21 protein-coding genes and 1 pseudogene are annotated in these 19,128 nt (G+C 44.8%); 13 read left to right on the top strand and 9 right to left on the bottom strand.

Going from position 1 to position 19,128, the window contains the following annotated elements:
* Positions 1–387: 387 nt before the first annotated feature.
* Positions 388–765, bottom strand: a complete 378-nt coding sequence (locus ASD24_RS19725; RefSeq protein ID WP_313960644.1) for a hypothetical protein — start codon at positions 763–765, stop codon at positions 388–390.
* A gap of 219 nt (positions 766–984) precedes the next feature.
* Here ASD24_RS19725 and ASD24_RS19730 point away from each other — a divergent pair, with 219 nt between their 5' ends.
* Positions 985–2,133, top strand: coding sequence for an RluA family pseudouridine synthase (locus tag ASD24_RS19730; RefSeq protein ID WP_056699329.1), 1,149 nt, complete (start codon positions 985–987; stop codon positions 2,131–2,133).
* A 42-nt stretch (positions 2,134–2,175) separates the two neighbouring features.
* Positions 2,176–2,757 (top strand): DUF1273 domain-containing protein, encoded by a 582-nt coding sequence (locus tag ASD24_RS19735; protein WP_082560471.1) that lies wholly within the window; start codon positions 2,176–2,178, stop codon positions 2,755–2,757.
* 77 nt (positions 2,758–2,834) lie between these two features.
* Here the strand turns inward: ASD24_RS19735 and ASD24_RS19740 are convergent, their stop codons facing one another.
* Both ASD24_RS19740 and ASD24_RS19745 read right to left on the bottom strand, forming a co-directional pair.
* Complete coding sequence (locus ASD24_RS19740; protein ID WP_056699332.1) at positions 2,835–3,152, bottom strand: hypothetical protein; 318 nt, start codon at positions 3,150–3,152, stop codon at positions 2,835–2,837.
* Positions 3,153–3,186: 34 nt separating this feature from the next.
* Positions 3,187–3,522, bottom strand: a complete 336-nt coding sequence (locus ASD24_RS19745; protein WP_056699334.1) for a hypothetical protein — start codon at positions 3,520–3,522, stop codon at positions 3,187–3,189.
* 205 nt (positions 3,523–3,727) lie between these two features.
* On the opposite strand from ASD24_RS19745, the gene speD reads away from it, so the two are divergent.
* The 11 genes and pseudogenes from speD to ASD24_RS19800 all read left to right on the top strand — a co-directional run bounded on the left by speD (position 3,728) and on the right by ASD24_RS19800 (position 12,035).
* On the top strand, positions 3,728–4,546 hold the full coding sequence (gene speD, locus ASD24_RS19750; protein ID WP_056699337.1) for an adenosylmethionine decarboxylase: 819 nt from the start codon (positions 3,728–3,730) through the stop codon (positions 4,544–4,546).
* Positions 4,547–4,837: 291 nt separating this feature from the next.
* The gene (flgB, locus tag ASD24_RS19755; protein ID WP_056699340.1) at positions 4,838–5,245 is read left to right on the top strand and encodes a flagellar basal body rod protein FlgB; all 408 of its coding nucleotides are present in this window, start codon (positions 4,838–4,840) and stop codon (positions 5,243–5,245) included.
* Between the two features lie 272 nt (positions 5,246–5,517).
* Positions 5,518–5,937: pseudogene (locus ASD24_RS30780) on the top strand (GNAT family N-acetyltransferase); the annotation flags it as partial.
* A gap of 177 nt (positions 5,938–6,114) precedes the next feature.
* A complete protein-coding gene (locus tag ASD24_RS19765; RefSeq protein ID WP_056699964.1) occupies positions 6,115–6,555 on the top strand; it encodes an NUDIX domain-containing protein in 441 nt (146 codons plus the stop codon).
* Positions 6,552–7,406 carry a helix-turn-helix transcriptional regulator gene (locus tag ASD24_RS19770; protein WP_056699343.1) on the top strand — a complete coding sequence of 285 codons (855 nt, stop codon included), beginning with the start codon at positions 6,552–6,554 and terminating at the stop codon, positions 7,404–7,406. Before ASD24_RS19765 ends, ASD24_RS19770 begins: the two co-directional genes overlap by 4 nt.
* Positions 7,407–7,529: 123 nt before the next feature.
* Positions 7,530–8,054 carry an ankyrin repeat domain-containing protein gene (locus ASD24_RS19775; protein WP_082560472.1) on the top strand — a complete coding sequence of 175 codons (525 nt, stop codon included), beginning with the start codon at positions 7,530–7,532 and terminating at the stop codon, positions 8,052–8,054.
* 176 nt (positions 8,055–8,230) lie between these two features.
* Entirely contained in the window at positions 8,231–8,740 is a 510-nt protein-coding gene (locus ASD24_RS19780) for an RNA polymerase sigma factor (RefSeq protein WP_056699348.1), read from the top strand.
* Position 8,741: 1 nt separating this feature from the next.
* Positions 8,742–10,061: a DUF4179 domain-containing protein gene (locus ASD24_RS19785; RefSeq protein ID WP_056699351.1), complete on the top strand. Its 1,320-nt coding sequence runs from the start codon at positions 8,742–8,744 to the stop codon at positions 10,059–10,061.
* A 174-nt stretch (positions 10,062–10,235) separates the two neighbouring features.
* On the top strand, positions 10,236–10,541 hold the full coding sequence (locus ASD24_RS19790) for a hypothetical protein (RefSeq protein WP_056699353.1): 306 nt from the start codon (positions 10,236–10,238) through the stop codon (positions 10,539–10,541).
* Between the two features lie 258 nt (positions 10,542–10,799).
* Positions 10,800–11,567, top strand: coding sequence for a threonine/serine exporter family protein (locus ASD24_RS19795; RefSeq protein WP_056699968.1), 768 nt, complete (start codon positions 10,800–10,802; stop codon positions 11,565–11,567).
* A gap of 18 nt (positions 11,568–11,585) precedes the next feature.
* Complete coding sequence (locus ASD24_RS19800) at positions 11,586–12,035, top strand: threonine/serine exporter family protein (RefSeq protein WP_056699357.1); 450 nt, start codon at positions 11,586–11,588, stop codon at positions 12,033–12,035.
* Positions 12,036–12,346: 311 nt separating this feature from the next.
* Here the strand turns inward: ASD24_RS19800 and ASD24_RS19805 are convergent, their stop codons facing one another.
* From ASD24_RS19805 to ASD24_RS19830, 6 genes are all read right to left on the bottom strand, one after another.
* Positions 12,347–14,359, bottom strand: coding sequence for a transglycosylase domain-containing protein (locus tag ASD24_RS19805; RefSeq protein WP_235540693.1), 2,013 nt, complete (start codon positions 14,357–14,359; stop codon positions 12,347–12,349).
* Positions 14,360–14,361: 2 nt separating this feature from the next.
* Positions 14,362–15,045, bottom strand: a complete 684-nt coding sequence (locus ASD24_RS19810; RefSeq protein ID WP_056699360.1) for a HAMP domain-containing protein — start codon at positions 15,043–15,045, stop codon at positions 14,362–14,364.
* A gap of 416 nt (positions 15,046–15,461) precedes the next feature.
* Positions 15,462–16,613: a sensor histidine kinase gene (locus ASD24_RS19815; protein ID WP_056699362.1), complete on the bottom strand. Its 1,152-nt coding sequence runs from the start codon at positions 16,611–16,613 to the stop codon at positions 15,462–15,464.
* 57 nt (positions 16,614–16,670) lie between these two features.
* Positions 16,671–17,390, bottom strand: a complete 720-nt coding sequence (locus ASD24_RS19820) for a response regulator transcription factor (protein ID WP_200956171.1) — start codon at positions 17,388–17,390, stop codon at positions 16,671–16,673.
* Positions 17,391–17,401: 11 nt separating this feature from the next.
* Positions 17,402–18,370 (bottom strand): phosphotransferase family protein, encoded by a 969-nt coding sequence (locus tag ASD24_RS19825; protein WP_235540695.1) that lies wholly within the window; start codon positions 18,368–18,370, stop codon positions 17,402–17,404.
* A 159-nt stretch (positions 18,371–18,529) separates the two neighbouring features.
* Positions 18,530–18,988, bottom strand: coding sequence for a DinB family protein (locus tag ASD24_RS19830; protein WP_056699369.1), 459 nt, complete (start codon positions 18,986–18,988; stop codon positions 18,530–18,532).
* Positions 18,989–19,128 lie beyond the last annotated feature (140 nt).

The following is a 19,128-nucleotide window of genomic DNA, read 5'->3' on the forward strand; positions in this document are numbered from 1 at the left end:
GCGATGTTCATGCTCTTGCTGCATCACAATACGGCTGGAATATAACTCAAAAAAAATCCCGGACTCCTACGATACTGGAGCCGGGATTTTTAAGTTTGACCTTTTACCGCTGCTAATTGCTGCTTCTATATGATGATTGCTACTGTTTTCCGGTTTTGTGTTTACTGTTTGCTGTTTGAGCTTCTGTTTGTAACCTACTGCTTACTACTCCTGCTGATGTTGCACTTTGTTGTCTACTATCTTCTGTGCACTGCGTCTAAATATTTCGATCCATTGTTCTGATCTACGATCACTTTTCCTACAGGCATTATTGAGTCATTACGTTACGCCATCGAATCTGCATTTCTTGAATTGATCGGGAAGTTCTCTTGGTCATCTTGTTGAAAACTAGTTCGTAGCTGCAATGCCGTAGAACATCTCTGGTCCTGTTCTTACTACTGTAGACACCCCTGATATAAATGAAGTGTACACATTTTCCAGTGCGGGTGGTGCAGCCAAATCCTGTGCGGTAAAGGAATGAAATTCAGCGCCGCCCGTCTGTCCCACCGTACCTTCGGCACGATAGATGACAAAGAACGGATCATATACCGTACCACGTACCAACTCAACAACGAAGGTATCTCCTTGCTCTCCCGTCACACCAACCGTGCCATTCAGGGTGATAATGGGATTCGCAACACCTAAGGTCTGCAGCCCAATTGACCCGAACACTTCTGGTGATAAGGATAAAGATGTGTTAGGCGATCCTACGCTTCCTGAGTTCATTGAGGTTCTCATATCGAGAAATACACCCAAGAGTAACACCTCCAATGCAATGAGATATCCTATTCTATGAATCTCAACTCTCGTTCGATTGGATAAATAACAGTTTCTATACACCTATTTTTATTTACACCCGGTTAATGGTATATTGAACTGCATAACGAAATGAACGGATCGTATGCACGCAAGCGGTACAGGCTGTTCAGAAGGAGATTATTATTTATGAATACACGTAAACGTTCCACAGGCAATTCATCATCCAAAGGAAAGTCATCGAACCGCCCCTCTGCGGGACGCTCTCAGAGATCAGGTGCTTCATCTTCCGAATCATCCAGATCCTCTGCATCCACATCTCGCAATACAGCGGATACGAACAAGCCACTAGCTGCCAAGTCTTCAACAACAGGCAACCAAGCAAGATCTGCCAAAGCCAAATCATCAGGCGCGTCTAAACGCTCTGGCAATTCCTATTATCGTAAACAAGAGCCACCTCGTCAGTATCAAGTGACAGAGTCAGAAGAATTGCTGCCATTCCTGCTGAAGCATCTGAAGGATGGTCGTAATGCCGTGAAGTCCATTCTAGGTCGTGGTCAGGTATCCGTAGATGAGAAGGTCGTGACGAAGTTCAACCTGGCGCTCACGCCGGGTCAGACAGTATCCATTAGCAAAGAAGGCGCCGTAGCTGCCCCTTCCATGACCGGAGTAAACATTTTGCATGAGGATAATGACATCATCGTCATTCGTAAGGAAGCTGGGTTGTTATCCATCGCCGCTGACCGTAGCAACGACCTTACAGCCTACCGCCAGTTGATGGAGTATGTGCGCCGTACGAATCCAAACAATCGGATATTTGTTGTGCATCGTCTGGATCGGGATACATCTGGCGTGATGATGTTTGCCAAAAGTGAAGAGGTACAACAGAAGCTGCAAAACAACTGGAAAGATAATGTACAGGATCGCGTTTATGTTGCTCTAGTTGAAGGTGCTGTCAGCAAAGAGGAAGGTACGATCTCCTCCTGGCTAAAGGAAACCAAAACACTGAAAATGTACTCAAGTCCACGTGCGAATGATGGACAGCACGCGATAACGCACTACAAACGCCTCAAATCCAATCGTGAGTTTTCTCTGCTTGAAGTTCGATTGGAAACAGGACGCAAAAATCAGATCCGTGTGCACATGGAAGACCTCGGACATCCAATTGCAGGAGACAAAAAGTACGGTGCGCGCACGAGAGACCTGGGACGCCTTGGACTCCATGCACGTGTGCTCTCGTTTATCCATCCAACAACCGATAAGCTGATGACATTCGAGACCGATATTCCGAAGCAATTCTTGTATCCTTTCCGTGCAGATAACGCAACCGCGGAGTAACTGAAGCTCTTGGGTACGGAGTCGCGCTGAAAGGAGCAACCGATGCTGAAAAACTTGCTGATTACCGGTTATCGGGCACATGAACTGCAGATTTTTGGACAGAAGCATGAAGGTATTCCTTATATCAAAAAGGCCATCGCCTCTCGCCTCACACCGCTTGTGGAAGACGGGCTGGAATGGGTGCTGACTCCAGGACAGTATGGCGTGGATCTGTGGGCCTGTGAAGTTGTGTTGGAGCTGAAGGAGACATTCCCCGATCTGAAATTATCGATCATTACCGCCTTTCAGAACCCTGAGGAACAATGGAAGGAAGATAAACAAGAGTATTATCGCTCCATCCTGCAAGGGGTTGATTACTATGGTGCAATTAGTCGGCAGCCCTATATTGGTCCATGGCAATTCACAGCGAGGGACGATCTTCTGCTACGCAAAAGCGACGGTCTATTGCTTGTGTACGATGAGGATGCCGGCGAAGGCAGTCCACGGTTTATGAAGGAAAAGGCAATGAAGAAACAGCAGAATGAAGACTATACCATCATCAGCGTAACGTCGGAGGATATTCAATCCATCGCGGAGGATGAGCGGATGAATGATGTGCAGCATTACGAAGATACTTCCTTCTGAATCATGTCTGTATTGATTTAGAAATGGCTATCCCTTAAGTCATAAAAATGACTGGGGATAGCCCTTTTTGAGTTTTATTAAAAGGGATTCTCTCCTTTAACAAATGGAACAAAAATAACATACAAAGAGCCAATTAGAAAAGCCCAGAAAATCAAAGATTTGAAGCGTTTCCTGAAGAAATCAGCATTCTTTTTTATACATAGCGCACAAATGAGTGTGTAAAGGAAAAACAAAAAATATGAGACCCCAAACCAGTTAACCCATACGTTCCCCATAAAAGGAATATTGAAACGCTCATAAATATTTCTCATAACATTTTCTGTAACAATGAAGCCAATAACCAAAAATCCTATGAATTCCATATAGATTATCATTTGCTTTTTCCAAATGGACATTCCCCTCATCTCCTCTATATCCTTATTCATCTATCTATCCGAAATATTGAAGAATTAGCTGGTATAGCCCTACGGAGAGTCCTAATAGACTCGCTTTCATTTTAGCTGGATGGTAATTTTGTTTGTTAGATAGATATAATAAAATCAATAGAAATCCCATGGGTAGCTTCAACTGAAAGAAGCCTTCGGTTGTAGCATGGGAATAGACTGTTATAGTAGACGCACTGATCAAAAAGTACAAGAAAATGGTGAAACGTCTTGTTTCTAATTGTCTGCTCCATCTTACTAACAGGAATATAATAATGACCATGATCATTGAAATGAGCAATGGTGGGAAAACAATAGTAACGTTCCCAAAGCTGAATTCCATCTGGCATAGCCCTCCTCTTCATCAGTAATCGCCTCGTACATCAAAAAACCGTATGTTATACATTGAAAGGTTTATTTTACCAAAAAATAAAGATAGATGTAAAAGCCTCGTATGACCTACTCATGTTTTTTTTGGCACCAATATGGGTATAAGTAGTATTAAAACTGCGATTACTATGTCGTATGGATAAAGGGGAACTGCAGCCATGACATTAACTCCCGAGCAGCGCATTCAACTGCACGGATTCAACAACCTGACCAAATCGCTGAGCTTTAACATGTACGATATCTGTTATACCAAAACCAAAGATGAACGTGAGGCTTATATTGAATATATTGATGAACAATATAACGCGGCACGATTAAGTAAAATCCTCAGAAATGTATCCGACATTATTGGTGCGCACGTCCTGAATGTGGCGCAACAAGATTACGTCCCACAAGGTGCTAGTGTAACCATGCTCGTATCCGAGGGACCAATCGTGGAAATTCCAGAGGAATCCTTCGATGAATCCCCGGGGCCGTTGCCAGATAACGTCGTGATGCAGCTGGATAAAAGCCATATTACGGTTCATACGTATCCGGAATTTCATCCAAGCGAAGGGATCAGTACGTTCCGTGCCGATATTGACGTGTCCACTTGCGGGGAAATCTCGCCTCTCAAAGCGCTGAACTACCTCATTCATTCCTTTGACACGGACATTATGACGATGGATTACCGTGTGCGTGGATTTACACGTGATACAAGTGGACGCAAGCTGTTCATCGACCATGAGATTGGTTCTATCCAGAACTACATTCCGGATGAGATCAAGAGCAACTTTGATATGATTGATGTGAACGTCTATCAGGAGAACATTTTCCATACCAAATGTAAGCTGAGGGAATTTGATCTGGATAACTATCTCTTTGGGTACACCAAGGATAAGCTAAGCAAGGCAGAACAACATGAAATTACGGAGTGGCTGAAGCTGGAGATGGACGAGATCTATTACGGCAAAAACATTAATCGTCCTACTTCATGATCGCCCCTTAGAAGGTGACTGACACCTTTGTCATGAAGCGGGACAATGCTTGCTGGGACTGCACGCGGTGCGAAAACACAACTTTCCCAGCATCGTTGCGGTAACATTCTATGTAACCAATGAATCAATGTGAAAAGTAATATCTAAAGACAAGCAGTCATGCTAGCAAGGTTCTTCACTTCGTGAAAGCCTTCGGCATACGCTTGTCTTTTCGTCATTTGTTGACATGATGCAACAAATTTTCTTATTATAGGAGTAACGGTATTACTTTGCAGTGAAGGAGAATGAGCCGTGATCGAAACGAACACTTCCAAGCGTAACGAATCGCTGTTACAAGTATTAACCGCCCGGCATAATGTAACTGCTCACAACATTGCCAATGCGGACACACCGAATTATAAGAAGAAGTCGGTAGAGTTCCAAGAAGAGCTTAGACGCATCGTTGAGCAAGGCAACACAGATAATTTGAATTTACACCGGACTCATCCGAAACATTTTCCAGTGAGTACTCCAGGTCCAGTCGTGCCATACCGCATTGTAGAGAACAACAACACAACGATGAACAACAACGGCAACAACGTTGACATTGACAAGGAAATGTCGAACCTTGCGGAGAATCAGTTGATGTACAATTACATGGTCGATCGAGTAAGTGGACACTACAAAAAGATAAAGAATCTTCTAAATGATCTAAAATAATGCACGACACTGCAGCCTGTAGGCTGCTTTTTTTATTTTATTGAGATTGTAAATACATAGCCGCGAACAAGCACATCTTCGCAACATGCACGGAATATTGGATCGAATTGTGAATCAGGTATTCCCTTTTTCGGATCTGGGCTCATTCGTAGTATAATGATAATTAATGAACGATTTCATATCGATAAAAGAGGTGCAACATGGCTCCACTTCATTTCAATCATTTTCAAGGCTCCAAGGTTCGGCTCGCAGCACCCTGTCCGGAAGATTGTATGCGATTATCCCGTTTCACCGACGATTATGGATATCTACGTAATCTAGATACGGACATTGCAGTACCGCTAACGCCGGATGAAACAGGTTCTTCTTCTGTCCGCAGAGATAATGGATTTGAGTTTGCCTTGCGTACATTAGAGGACAATCGATATATTGGCTTCACCGCTCTCTACCGGATCGAATGGAATAACCGCTCCGCTCGTCTGGCCATTGCTATCGGCGATGAAAAGGATCGTGGCAAAGGCTACGGTAGTGATGCGCTTGCCCTGATTATGCGCTATGGATTTCATGAATTGAATTTGAACCGAATTGCACTGGAAGTCATCGAATATAACGAGACTGCGATGCAGGCGTACCTTAAAGCTGGGTTTCAGGTAGAAGGACGTCAGCGTTCAGCCGTATTACGAGATGGAAGGCACTATGACCTCATCTCTATGAGTATCCTTGCAGAGGAATGGTCAAGGCAGACAGAACTGCCTCTATCTTTTCAATCTACTCGTGCGAATGTCTCAAACGAAACGTCAGTTAACATAGATCAATTTCAACACGCCGCCTCAGTCTCTACTTCTGGTTCCGGTGCTGCATCTGAGCCCCTGTCCACTACGAGTGAGAACACTTCTGTTCAACCTCGCATTGGCGTAGGTGCGGTCATTGTTAATGATCGTAGAGAAGTACTACTTGTCTGGCGCAACCGTGAACCAGAGCAATTCACCTGGAGCATACCCGGAGGTAAAATCGACCCTTACGAGTCTGCTGAGACAGCAGTTATTCGGGAGATCAAGGAAGAAGTCAATCTAGATATCGCCATCGACCGATTGCTCTGCACAGCAGAGACGATTCAGCCTGACCAGCAGGAGCATTGGATTTCTCTTCTCTACTCCACACGGATTATTGGGGGTGTCGCTCGGAATCTAGAAGAAGGCGGAGCCATCGGTGAAATCGGGTGGTTTCCGCTGGATGATCTACCATCTCCACTCGCTTGCTTCGCTGTTCCTGGTCTTGATGCTGTCAAGAAAATGTACTTCGGAGAATGACTCCAACTTCAATCACACCCCACATTTTGCATGAGGCACGCCCTCAGTTTGATTGGAAGGGTTCTGGATCACTATCTCTCAAAACATTTCGTAACGGGCGCTGCCTTTACGAGGCTGGACGTGGGCACTTTGCCGTTGATGAAAGCAACTACCTGCTTCTGAATGAGGGGCAAGAATATAGTTTGCACATCGATTCACCTGTACCGGTAGAATCCTTCTGCATCTTCTTCCCCCCTGGTTTTGTAGAGGATATTCATCGAAGTCTGCAGGGTAGCGATCTGTACTTGCTAGACGAGCCCTATAAGTCTTCTCCCCTTGGTGCAATTGAATGGATCGAACGAACTTATCCGATCGGCAACCAGCTTGGTGCCTCACTAGGTCATTTTCGCCATTTAGTTAATCAAGATGCCGTTGATTCATGGGGGAATGATGAATTAGTACATCAGCTTGCCGTTCATATGCTGGGCGTACACCGAGACGTTAAGCTAGAGATAGATGAGCTAGGTTATGTAAAGCGTTCAACCAGTGAGGAAATATACCGACGCGTGTACCTTGGACATGAATACATGTCCGCCTACTTTTACCAGCCGATAACGCTTGCAGAGACTGCATCCATTGCACATTTGTCAGTTAACCATTTTTTGCGGAATTACAAAAAGCTATTTCACACCTCCCCCCATCGTTATCTGACCGAACTTCGACTTCAGGTAGCGAAGCAGATTCTACTGGATACAGTTAAGTCCGTTACAGATATATGTTATGGAGTTGGCTTCGAAAGCCTTGGATCATTCAGCACGTTGTTTACCCGAAGATTCCATGTCTCTCCCTCCAATCTGCGTGCAAAAAGGTGATAATGAAGAAGCCAATCGATTTTAGACTGCTTATAATCGAATTATCTCAATAAGTTATGAGTTCACTTGAGATACAACAATTTAACTTACCTAATACCACACATAACGATGGAGGTCTGCCACTTGAAACACGAAGAACAGATTAACGAGCTATTCAAAGCTAGTCAGAACGGGGATATCGTAAAAATAAAGACATTACTTACCTCTCTGCCTGATCTCGCCAATACTGAAAACAGTGATGGCCTCACCCCGCTTGGGTACGCTGCGCATTATGGACAAGCTGAAGCAGTGGGTATTCTTCTAGCACAGGGAGCCGGTGTTAATGCCATTTCTCATTCGAAAATCTCATTTATCCCGTCCAACACTGCGCTGCATGCCGCGCTTGCGGGTGAACGCTCGGTGGAGGTTGTGCGCTTATTGTTAGAACATGGCGCATCAACGAACATTCTTGATAGCGACGGTCAGAACGCTCTTCATACGGCTGCATTCCATACCGATCAAGCAAAACTGATTCAGCTTCTCCTACAGCATGGCGCTGATCCATCAGCCCTTTCCAATTCAGGACAGACTGCGCTGGATATTGCACTTGAAAGAGAGAATCACTTGGCAGCCCAATGTCTGAGAGATGCCCTTGAAGCAAAGTCCTAATTCTTACTCACATATGCTGAAAACCGTTTGACCGCTAGGCTCCTAGTTGTATCATGGAGTTTGGCGGTTATTTATTATGAGCGAACAGCTTAATCTAATTTTTTTTGGAAAATTCAAGAACCGTTTGGCGAGCTGCGCCGTCTAATACGCAACACATCCACGAAAGGAGGAGCCATGTGACCCCTGCCGAACTTACTGTTGCCGCACAACAAGGGGATGCCGAAGCTTTTGCAGTTTTAATGGAGATGCATCAGAACCGACTATATCGCATCGCCTATGCGTATCTGCATAACGAAGCCGATGCACTGGAAGCGATACAGGAATCCACCTATAGAGCCTTTCGCAAACTCAAAAAGTTAAAGGAACCATCCTACTTCGGCACCTGGTTAATTCGCATTCTCCTCAATTATTGTGCCGATGAACGTAAACGCAAAAGCCGATTCAGCCAGATCACCGATATTCAGGAATCCAGTAGCTGGGATCAACCTGAAGACCCTGACTTGGCTGCTGCTGTATCTTCATTGGATCGAGATTGCAAACAGATTATTATTCTGAGTTATTTTGAAGGTTTCCCCTTAACAGAAGTTGCCGAGATTCTCGGAATTCCGACCGGAACCGTAAAATCACGACTGCATCGAGCACTCGGACAGCTCCGTGATCAACTAGGAACGAAAGGAGATACATAATATGTCTGATGAAATAAAGCCTATCGAAGATCTGGAACAACGTCTACATCGTCGCAAATTAGAATATGATGCCCTGTCCATACCCGAAGCCGCCACGCAGCAGGCTGTGCAAGCTGGCATTCGTAAAGCTACACGCCAGCGTAAATCCCGGTTGCGCTGGATGATGAGTTCCGTTTCAGCCGCAGCAATCATTCTTATTTTTACCGGATGTATCCGAGTGTCCCCTGCTTTCGCTTCCTTCGTAGAGCAATTGCCTGGGATGGATAGCATTGTGAGTCTGATTCGTCAGGATAAAGGGCTGATGATGGCGATCGATCAATCCCTATTACAAAAGGTAGGTATAACCGACGAGCATAATGGTACTTCTGTGACCATTGAGGGTGTAATTACGGATGAGTCACGTATGGTTATTTTCTACACGATGAAAGGCATCCAAAATCCCAAAAATCTGATGTACGACATCAAATTACTTGATAAAGATGGTAAGGATCTTCCCGTTGGATTTAGTTACGGCTACACTAATCCAACCTCAGATGAGGACTTTCATGAGAATATGATTAATGTATCCTTTATAGACTCTTTACCTCCTCAAGAGTTAACCGTTGTGTTTAAAGAAAGAAAAGAAGCTGACGCAAACGAGTGGAGAATTACATTTCCCGTCGATCACAGCTTAACCCAAGGCATGAAAAGGGTTATCCCCGTTAACGAAACCTTAGTTGTAGATGGTCAGCAAATTAATGTAAACCAAGCTACGTTATATCCAACTCGGCTTGTCCTGGACATGACCTACGATCCGAAGAATACCAAAAAGATCTTTGGCATTGATGATCTACAGCTCGTGGATGAGCAAGGTAGAGTATGGACAACAAAAGAAGCATCTCTTCCCGAGGATGGGATGTCTGCTTTCTTCGAAAGTATGTATTTCTCTATTCCAAAAAAACTGACCTTACATGCGTCTGGGATTAGAGCCGTGGACAAAGATAAACTGCACATTCAGATTGATCCAACATCGGGTAAGATCGAGGGTGGTCCGCAGAATTTGAAATTCCTTAAGAAAGAAATTAAAGGTAAAGATATGATACTGCACTTCAATATTACAGATTCGGAGAATGCCAACTCAGGTTTGTCATTTACCAATATTAAGGATCGTAAGGGAAAATCACTCGAGGTCAGCCAGTTGGGATGGAGCCCTTCCGTTGCTGAAGCGTCTGTCACGATCAAGAATGGTGCTTCTGCACAAGGCGCTTTGGATATGGAGCTATTCTCATACCCGGTACTAAGTCAATCACCGTTCTCGGTTGATATTCCGGTTAATCCATAGACTAGACTAAAGTGATCTAGGCAACTCACTTGGAAGAAGTAAATTGGTGTAAGGCTCAATATTTACGGGTTAACCCGCCACAGCACTCATAGATATGGTGTTGGTGTAGTCACCTTTTATAGGCAGATGCATACCTTGGAGTAAGAAGTTTATTCAAAGGAAGGGTTGTGCATCATGTCTGAGTCTACATCCACACCGTCGACACGCGTCGTCTATCAGGCGAATACACCTATGCTTCAATCCGTACATAGCGTGCGGAATATGATTCATCATACAGCTCGGCAACATATAGGCAAGAAAGTCCACGTTCAGAATATCGATGGTCAGGTATGGGAAGGTGTTATCATTAGCGCAGACCGGGGGATTCTATATCTTCAAGTTACGCCGATGCATGGCTACCCTGAGCCACGAGCTTTGTTTGGACCAACGATTTTGCCATTAGTGCTGTATGAGCTGTTGGTCATTACGTTGTTGATGTAGTCTGAATTTATGTTCAAGTTTAACATGGCTCCGTTTCGGCCCTAAGGGTATTGAAGCGGAGCCTTACCATTAGGTATATCGTGTTAATTCGTGTCGCTTATATAGGTGTTCACCCATTCGTACAGTATGTTTCCGTTCTCTCGTGTGAAATATGATACAATGGTGTCGGCTTAAGCCCTATCTTATAAGAAACGGAGTATGATCCGGTTGGAATACATATCGCATGACCCTCTCCCCATCCCTCAGCCTGAGACAGAAATGGCGGGAAATAGTAAGACAACTTCGGAACAATCGCGCGTGATTGCTACATGTCTACTCGCAGGAAAAATTATGCTGCAGAGCGGCGGGGAAACTTACCGTGTAGAAGATACGATGAAACGTATGGCTGCAGCGCTTGGATTACCCCATTCGCATAGTTATGTTGTGCCTACAGGCATTTTTTTCTCAGTGGATGCGACCGAACCGGCAAAACTCATTCGCATCTCCGAACGAACAACGGATCTGCACAAGGTATCCGAGGTGAATGCCATATCAAGGCGAATTGGACAAGGTGAGTTATCTGCCATCGATGCCTACGGGTTGTTACAACAAATCGAAGGACAGCCTTCTTCCTACTCCTTTGCTGTTCAGCTTACGGCTGCTGCATTGTCTAGTGGCTGTTTTACGATTATGTTTGGCGGAGGCTGGGGTGACTTTATCCCGGCACTGATCTGTGGTGGCACCGGCTATGCAGCAGTGATCGCCTTTCACCGGCTGGTGCTGGTCAAATTCTTTGCCGAGCTAACAGCTTCATTTGTGATCGGTCTACTCGCATTTCTGCTGGTCTATCTTGGATTAGGCCACGAGCTGGACAAAATCATCATCGGTTCTGTCATGCCGCTCGTACCAGGACTGCTTATTACCAATGCTGTGCGGGATTTGATGGCGGGTCACCTTGTGTCTGGGTTATCTAAGGGAGCCGAGGCATTTCTAACCGCCTTTGCCATTGGCACAGGTATAGCCGTTGTATTTTCACTTTTTATGTAAGACGAAGGAGTGCAGATGATGCTTCATTTTATAGAACAAGCTCTGACCAGCTTTGTTGCTTCGGCAGCGTTCGGAATTATCTTCAACGCTCCGCGCCGGATGTTGTTACACGGCGGTTTTGTTGGCATGATTGGTTGGATCATTTATGTGGTGCTGGAGTATGCAGCCGATGCAGTTCCTGCTACGCTTGCTGCCACAATTGCAGTTGGTGTGATCAGCCAGTTATTCTCCCGGATGTTCCGTTCACCTGTCATTATTTTCAGCGTAGCCGGTATTATTCCCCTCGTTCCAGGTGGACTGGCCTACAATGCGATGCGTAGTTTTGTGCAAAACGATTATAATGCCGCTGTAGAGCTCGCCGCCAAAGCACTCATGTTATCCGGCGCGATCGCCGTTGGACTGGTATTGTCCGAGGTGCTGAATCAAATGATTCGACGCACGCCGCATTTATTTCGATCCAAAACCTAACTACACCAACGTAGTAGCAACAACCTAGTCAGGTTAGATTAGTTAAAATAAAAACCCAGGAACATGACTACGCAACACTTCGTATAAATTGATCTCGTAAATGTTGCCTGTTATCCCTATAGTTTAGATTTAAAGGCCGTTCAACAAGTTCACTTATGAACATGCACTTGTAAGCCTACACAGATGAATTTCGGGGATACAGGCAAAGCTTATGCTACTGATGTAACTTTCTGCTTAAATACTTTCAGGCGAAGCAATTCTCGGGAAGTCACTTTCTTCCAGGGAACTTCTTCACCTCTTCGCATTTTTGGCTATGGCAGCGCACGCCTCATGACCGATGCATACAAATTCGCCGCTGCTCCGCTGCTTGCTAGCATATAATGTTCCGCATCCGTATGATCAAACCCCACCCACACTGCTGCAGTCCACTTATTCGTATAACCTACAAACCATAGATCCCGATTCGCCTCTTTCTTCACGCCAGGCAATGCTGCCTGGGTTGTACCTGTTTTGCCCGCCACCTGATATCCATGTAATTGCGCCTTGTTTCCTGTGCCATGACTGACTACATTCTGTAGCATAGCAGTCATAACGTTTGCTGTATTGGGGGAAATGACCTGCTCATTCTCTGCCTTACGCACATATACGTTCCGTCCCTCTGCATCGGTAATCTCTCGAATAAGATGAGCGGTATTGAATCTTCCTTGGTTCGCGAATACGGTATATGCCTGAGCCATTTTCAGAGGAGACACCCCTTGATGCAATCCCCCTAGAGCACTCGACAAGTGAAGATCCTCTTGACCCAGCTCAATCCCCAAATGCGCAGCAAACTGCTGGGCACGCTGCATCCCGGTCTCATTTAGCAACCATACTGCTGGTGCATTCACTGACTTCCGGAGTGCTTCAGTCATGGTAATTGAACCTTGATAACGCCCTCCCAGATTACTCGGTTGATAGCTACCATATCGCACCCGTTTGTCCTGTAAAATACTATTTGCATTGAATTTCCCCGATTCGAGCGCTGGCCCATACGCAATAATAGGTTTAAATGCCGAGCCAGGCTGCCGGGCATCTCTCGTGGCTCGGTTCATGTCACCTCTTCGAGGGTTGCGTCCACCCATCATCGCTTTCACTTCTCCATTTCGTTGGTCGATAATGACCATGCTCGCCTGAACCCGTTCATCGGCACGGTCATCTGTGAAGTGAGCAGATTGGCGAAACTCCTCTTCCATCGCCGACTGGGCACGACTGTTCAATCCAGTATGTATGACCCAGCCTGCTGATTGAATATCTGTGACACTTCTGCCAGTTAACTGTGAGGCTTCCTGTATGACCGCATCTATAGCAGAAGCGTAAGCAGGCTGGGGTGCAGACGAATTAGCAATAGTAACCGGAGGTACATAATCCACCTTGCGAGCTTCCTGCATTTGTTTTCTCGTAATTATTCCTTGTTCATGCATAAGGGTGAGCACTACCGCACGTCGATCCTTAGATAAATCTGCGTTATCAATCGGATTATAGATGGATGGCCCTTTAGGAATCCCTGCTAGCGTTGCGACCTGCCAGAGTTCTAATTGACGCAGATCCTTAATGCCAAAATAACGCCATGCCGCTGCCTTTACACCGTATAGCCCCTGTCCCATGTAAATCTGATTCAGATACGATTCGAGAATGTCATCCTTTGCATACTTCTTCTCTAAGGCTATGGCGATGGACATTTCATTCACTTTACGAACCATTGTTTTGTCTCCATTGAGATACAGGTTCCTCGCTAGTTGCTGCGTAATGGAGCTTCCTCCCTGACTTAGATCAAGGTTAATTACATCCTGTACCACTGCTCTCCCAATACCGATGTAGTCCAATCCATCATGCTTATAGAAGCGTCTGTCCTCTGTAGCTAGAAAAGCTTGCTTCAATACTTTCGGCATTTCGTGAAGGTCGGCATGCGTTGCATAGCCATTTGTACCAGCTTGTAGCCTCGTTATTTCTGCTCCCTCTGAGTTCAGAATCGTCGTTGAGGATATCTTGGAGGTTATGGCAGGATGACTTCGAATCATACGTTCACCATAGGTCACCATGTACATGTATCCAATCAATAACATCATCACGATAACAACTGATGCATCAAAAGCATAATAAATTCCGCGTTTTACTTTGAAATTGAACTTCAGTCTACGCCGTAATCCGAGTGCTCCCTTAACAGTGGAGTCTTCTAGTCTAGATAATTTCTCTCGCATGATCGGTACACGCTCTCGGGTTTGCGTTTCGGAATATTTTTCTGCAGGTCGATCATGACTAGCCTTGGGTATCATTTCAACTTTCAATGTTAATCCCCCTTGCTCACCTGTTGATGTAACGCTGCGACGTCGAGGGCTTGTTGAAGGCTCAATGTTTTCTGATATGTCAATCGAACCCAATGCTGGATCTCAGCCTCATCCTGGTACCGTCCTTCAATAATGGTTTCAAGAGAAGAGAGAATGCTATAGATGGTAAGCTTCACCGGTAAGTCTACCTCTACGGCGTTAACCTGCACACTTGTGGTATGCTCATTGCTGGCTATCTGTTTCTTATTCCAATCATCCTCGCTTTCCCTCTCTCCCCCATTCATTCGCTTCTGCTCCATCTGAAAAGCAATCTCGTTCAACTGAGCAGCAATCTGGCGCAGCTCTCCACCGCTCAGAACATCAACGCGTTCACCCGTATCCCCATTTGCTAAAGCATGGGTCATTTGGGATATACGCTGAAGGTCATCCGTAATTTTCTGCGAGCGAATCCAGAAAAATGTTAAGAATAAGGCCGTTCCGACGACGATAACAATAGGCCGAGTTCCAATATTATGGATTCCCCAGCGAATGAGCTGAGGTAACCATGATGTCCCCCCTGCAGACAGATGAGTAAGCGCGAATCGTAACATTTGATAAACGACAAAAAGGAGCACCACGCTAAGCAGCGCACTTGCTCCACAGATGTATATGTATCGCGATCTAACCGTACGTAGTAATGAATTCATATCGGTACCCTCCTCAATGTAGATATCTATCTAACTTCGATCATTGAGTTTAGGATACCGGGTACTTCTTAATAAAAATGTAACGAACTTCTTATCATTTTCTTAACATGCGTTGAACTAATCACCATCATACGATTGTGCTATATTAATTGACTTAAAGAATGGTTACACTTGCCACTTCGATGACAGAATAACCTTACGATCGCTGTTATCCCCAGATTTTTTTGATTTCCTTTTCCAGAGGTAAAATCCAGGGATAGCTTATGCTTTCGATGTAGCTTTCTTGCAGAAAGCTTTCAGGCGAACGCTCCGCTTCTCCATGTTATTTCTGTCCTCTCCGGTCTCGTGTATATGTTTAGTTCAATTTATATAGAAGCTACAAGCACATTTAACATAGCTAAAATTGTACAGTTCATCTAAGAACGGGTGTCATGGTCATCCACTGACCGAGCACTTACAAGTGGCGAGGCTATTAGAAAGCGAGTCACAAAATCGGTTCTGCCCTTGTCACTATATGCCGCGATCGTGCCGTGATGTAGCTCAATCATGGATTTGGCAATGGCAAGACCAAGCCCGGTACCTCCTGTTTCACGCGAACGAGACTTGTCCACCCGGTAGAAACGATCAAATAAATAAGGCAAATCCTGTGCAGGGATCGGGTCACCGTAATTGCTAATTCGCACGACAGCCTCTTCTCCTTCAAGCTCTAATCCAATCTCCATGACCTTTCCTTTGGAGCCATAACGAATGGCATTACTAAATAGATTCTCATATGCACGTACTAATTCTCCCGGTGCAGCTTCAATCCATAATGGCTCCTGTCCCCCGACAAACGTATACGTCATACCTGCCTCTTCTAACATAGGCGTAAACTCCTCGGCAAGCTGCATCAGAAACGAGTTCAAATTCAATGTTGTCATAGATAAAGGCAGATTCCCACCACTTACACGGGTGTATTCAAATAAATCATCAATGAGCTTCCTTAAAGTTAAGGACTTTTCATAAGCAATACTAACGTAATAACGCATTTCAATCTCATCCTGATAACGATCCTTCTCTATGTATTCCAGAAACCCAAGAATTGACGTTAATGGTGTTCTCAGATCATGAGACACACCTGTGATCAGATCATTTTTGGCGGCAACCGCATTCCGTTCCTCTTCCAACGATAGTTGCAATTGCTCTGCCATCTGATTAATGCTGGCCGCTACTACACCGAATTCGTCGGATGACTTCACTTCAATTCGATGCGATAGCTCCCCTTTGGCAACTTCTTGTATTCCCGCAGTGATTTCATTCAACACCATGATCGTCCTGCGTGTGAATAAGAAAAAGAACAGCACAAACCCCAAAATACCAATCACCATCATTAACGGTATAGAACCAATGTTGTTGATTAGCCACCGTACTCCCCTTGCAGGGATCGAATAATTGGGATAGGTCTGTGCTGCCAGGATCGATTGAACCACCTTGCTGCCCCCATACAAAATAGCCGCTGTCAGTATGCCGCTCAGCAGAAATGCATAGATAAATTTCCAGCGAACCGTATTAATCAATGTAGAATTCATCTCAGATACTCCCTGTTCAGGTCTTTGGCAGTATAATACCGCTCATATCCTTGCACGTTATGGCTTGAACATCTTATAGCCCACACCCCACACGGTCTGTATGAACTTGGGATGTTTGCTATCCATTTCGATCTTCTCACGAATCTTGCGTATATGCACCATTACGGTGTTGTTCGACTCCATGAATTCTTCCTTCCAGACCTGTTGATAGATCTGCTCCATACTCAGCACGGAACCCTGATGGCGCGCCAAGAGCTCTAGAATCGCAAACTCACGGGGCGTTAAACGAATAGACTGCTCGTCTACCCATACTTCATGTGTATCTGTATTAATAACGAGATCGTCAATGATCAACTCATGCTCCGTTTTCTCCCGACCTTCATTAAACGTATGATACCGCCGAAGCTGGGATTTCGCTCTAGCAACAAGTTCAAGCGGATTAAATGGCTTCGTCACATAATCGTCTGCTCCGATGCTTAACCCTGTTATTTTATCCATATCCATGCTTTTGGCAGACAACATAATGATCGGCATCTTCTGTTCTTCCCTGATCTTCATGCATGCTTCAATGCCGTCCATATTGGGCATCATGACATCGAGGATAATGAGATCAACCCGCTCATTCTTCAATTGTGCAAGAGCTTCAATACCATCATGTGCTGTAAGAATGCGATAACCTTCATTGCCAAAATAAATCTCCATGAGTTTAATAATTTCCTGCTCATCATCCACAAGCAGAATAGTTGCTGGATGTGCCACGGCATTGTTCCTTTCCATTCTATCCCGAATCAGTAATTCTTCACATTATACCATCTAGGAATCAATCTGCGAAAATCATCATGGTCTTCCCGAACTCGCTCAATCTTAGCCATCATATCCTCCGTTTCCTCCGGCTTCACTTGTTGAATCCAGACTACAGAAGATATAAGTGCCATAGCCATATACAGAGAGTACATACGCCAGAATAGCTCATCCGGATCTCCACCGTTGAAGTACCCCTGGATCTGTCCAATCGAATACGGCGTACTTGTCTCCGAAGCAAATAGACCCAGCTTAAGAAACTCATGAACTGGATCACCCTGATCATAACGATTAAAATCAATAACTCCCGCGAACCTTTCGTCCTTCACGATCAGATTCCCTGGATGAAAGTCATCATGCTGGAATCGATCAGGACGGTTCTTCATATACTTCATATTCTCTTCGATAAATGCCAATATAGCCTGATCATTCCGCATACGAATAGGGCAATGATGATACTTATCTACATAGCGCTGATGCTTCTTACTCTTACGCACGTACCAGGATTCAGCAGGCTCTCCGATCTGCAATTCATGCATACGCTGCAATTGTCCCCCTGCTTCGATACCGATGCTCCGCTGTTTCTGTTCGTCCATTCGAGGCAACACTTCTTCCGCATCTTCCCCATCGATGTAACTAAGTAGCATATAGCCTTGTTGCTCGGTCAATTGACCTAAGCTAATTGCTTGAGGACAACGAACTCCCCTCCGGTGTAATTCCGCAATGATTCGATACTCGGTCTGCTTCACAGATTGCTCAGACCATTCATATGTCCGCAACAAGTAACTAGTTTCTCCAGACAATTTAATTTTGAATTTTGTATCGGTTGAATACCCTTTGTGAATTGGTTCAATCGCCGAAGCTCCCTGTAGTTCGGGAATCTTCGCCATCAACTCGTGCAACACATCATATGTATCCTGCTCTTCCATCTTGGAAACCTCCGTTGGTCTAACCATTTACATTTCTTCCCGCACAGTAAATATTCCGTATGTACGTCGTAGAGACACCTCATTGGTGGGCGTCTATATTCTGAAGAGCCTTACCTTCTATGTATTCGATGGTTCACAAAATGTATCCTTCATTCGTCGTGCAGTGGATCTTACAAACCTTCTGATCTACTCAAATAACTTCACCTTCAGATCTTTCTCTGTCATGTTAAGCATCGTATACAGTTGACCTCTGTGATGATAGACATGCCCCATAATTTCTAGCAACCATTCCAGCCGACTATACGAAGCACCCCAATACGAATCGGTCACTTGTAACAGTTCCTCTGTATTAAACTGCCTATACCGCTGATACAGATACATCTGATTGTCCACAAGAGCCTGCTTGATCTGACATAAAGTATGAGGTTTGTTTTCTTCGTAAAAAGCAGCCATATCCTCTTCGGACGCGCCCTCCGATATGTATACATCCGCTCGGCAGATCACCGATAGATGGGATAGCAATTCTCCAACAGGTCTCTTCCCTTCAATTGGAGTTAACTTTAGATCTTGCTCAGACAGCTGGTCACATATATCAATAAGTGAAGTCACTGCCACGTCGATATGTTTAAATGCAGATTGAATCAACAGCTACACTTCCTTTTCGTTCCATTATACAGAACATATGATCGGTTTACAACCAAGATATTCCTCCTTCATATATAAACCATTGTTATCTGAAACTTAACATTACGAATAAAAAAAAGCCCCTCTACCCTCTATTAGAC

It is taken from the genome of Paenibacillus sp. Root52 (assembly GCF_001426865.1).
Taxonomy (GTDB): domain Bacteria; phylum Bacillota; class Bacilli; order Paenibacillales; family Paenibacillaceae; genus Paenibacillus.

Bases quoted from the DNA above. Each gene is read 5' to 3' on its own strand.
- ASD24_RS19810 (WP_056699360.1), bottom strand. From the start codon at position 15,045: ATGAATTCATTACTACGTACGGTTAGATCGCGATACATATACATCTGT.
- ASD24_RS19725 (WP_313960644.1), bottom strand. From the start codon at position 765: ATGAACTCAGGAAGCGTAGGATCGCCTAACACATCTTTATCCTTATCA.
- ASD24_RS19820 (WP_200956171.1), bottom strand. From the start codon at position 17,390: ATGGAAAGGAACAATGCCGTGGCACATCCAGCAACTATTCTGCTTGTG.
- ASD24_RS19735 (WP_082560471.1), top strand. From the start codon at position 2,176: ATGCTGAAAAACTTGCTGATTACCGGTTATCGGGCACATGAACTGCAG.
- ASD24_RS19825 (WP_235540695.1), bottom strand. From the start codon at position 18,370: ATGGTTAGACCAACGGAGGTTTCCAAGATGGAAGAGCAGGATACATAT.
- ASD24_RS19790 (WP_056699353.1), top strand. From the start codon at position 10,236: ATGTCTGAGTCTACATCCACACCGTCGACACGCGTCGTCTATCAGGCG.
- ASD24_RS19800 (WP_056699357.1), top strand. From the start codon at position 11,586: ATGCTTCATTTTATAGAACAAGCTCTGACCAGCTTTGTTGCTTCGGCA.
- ASD24_RS19745 (WP_056699334.1), bottom strand. From the start codon at position 3,522: ATGGAATTCAGCTTTGGGAACGTTACTATTGTTTTCCCACCATTGCTC.
- ASD24_RS19795 (WP_056699968.1), top strand. From the start codon at position 10,800: ATGGCGGGAAATAGTAAGACAACTTCGGAACAATCGCGCGTGATTGCT.
- ASD24_RS19770 (WP_056699343.1), top strand. From the start codon at position 6,552: ATGACTCCAACTTCAATCACACCCCACATTTTGCATGAGGCACGCCCT.
- ASD24_RS19815 (WP_056699362.1), bottom strand. From the start codon at position 16,613: ATGAATTCTACATTGATTAATACGGTTCGCTGGAAATTTATCTATGCA.
- ASD24_RS19785 (WP_056699351.1), top strand. From the start codon at position 8,742: ATGTCTGATGAAATAAAGCCTATCGAAGATCTGGAACAACGTCTACAT.
- ASD24_RS19730 (WP_056699329.1), top strand. From the start codon at position 985: ATGAATACACGTAAACGTTCCACAGGCAATTCATCATCCAAAGGAAAG.
- ASD24_RS19740 (WP_056699332.1), bottom strand. From the start codon at position 3,152: ATGTCCATTTGGAAAAAGCAAATGATAATCTATATGGAATTCATAGGA.
- speD (WP_056699337.1), top strand. From the start codon at position 3,728: ATGACATTAACTCCCGAGCAGCGCATTCAACTGCACGGATTCAACAAC.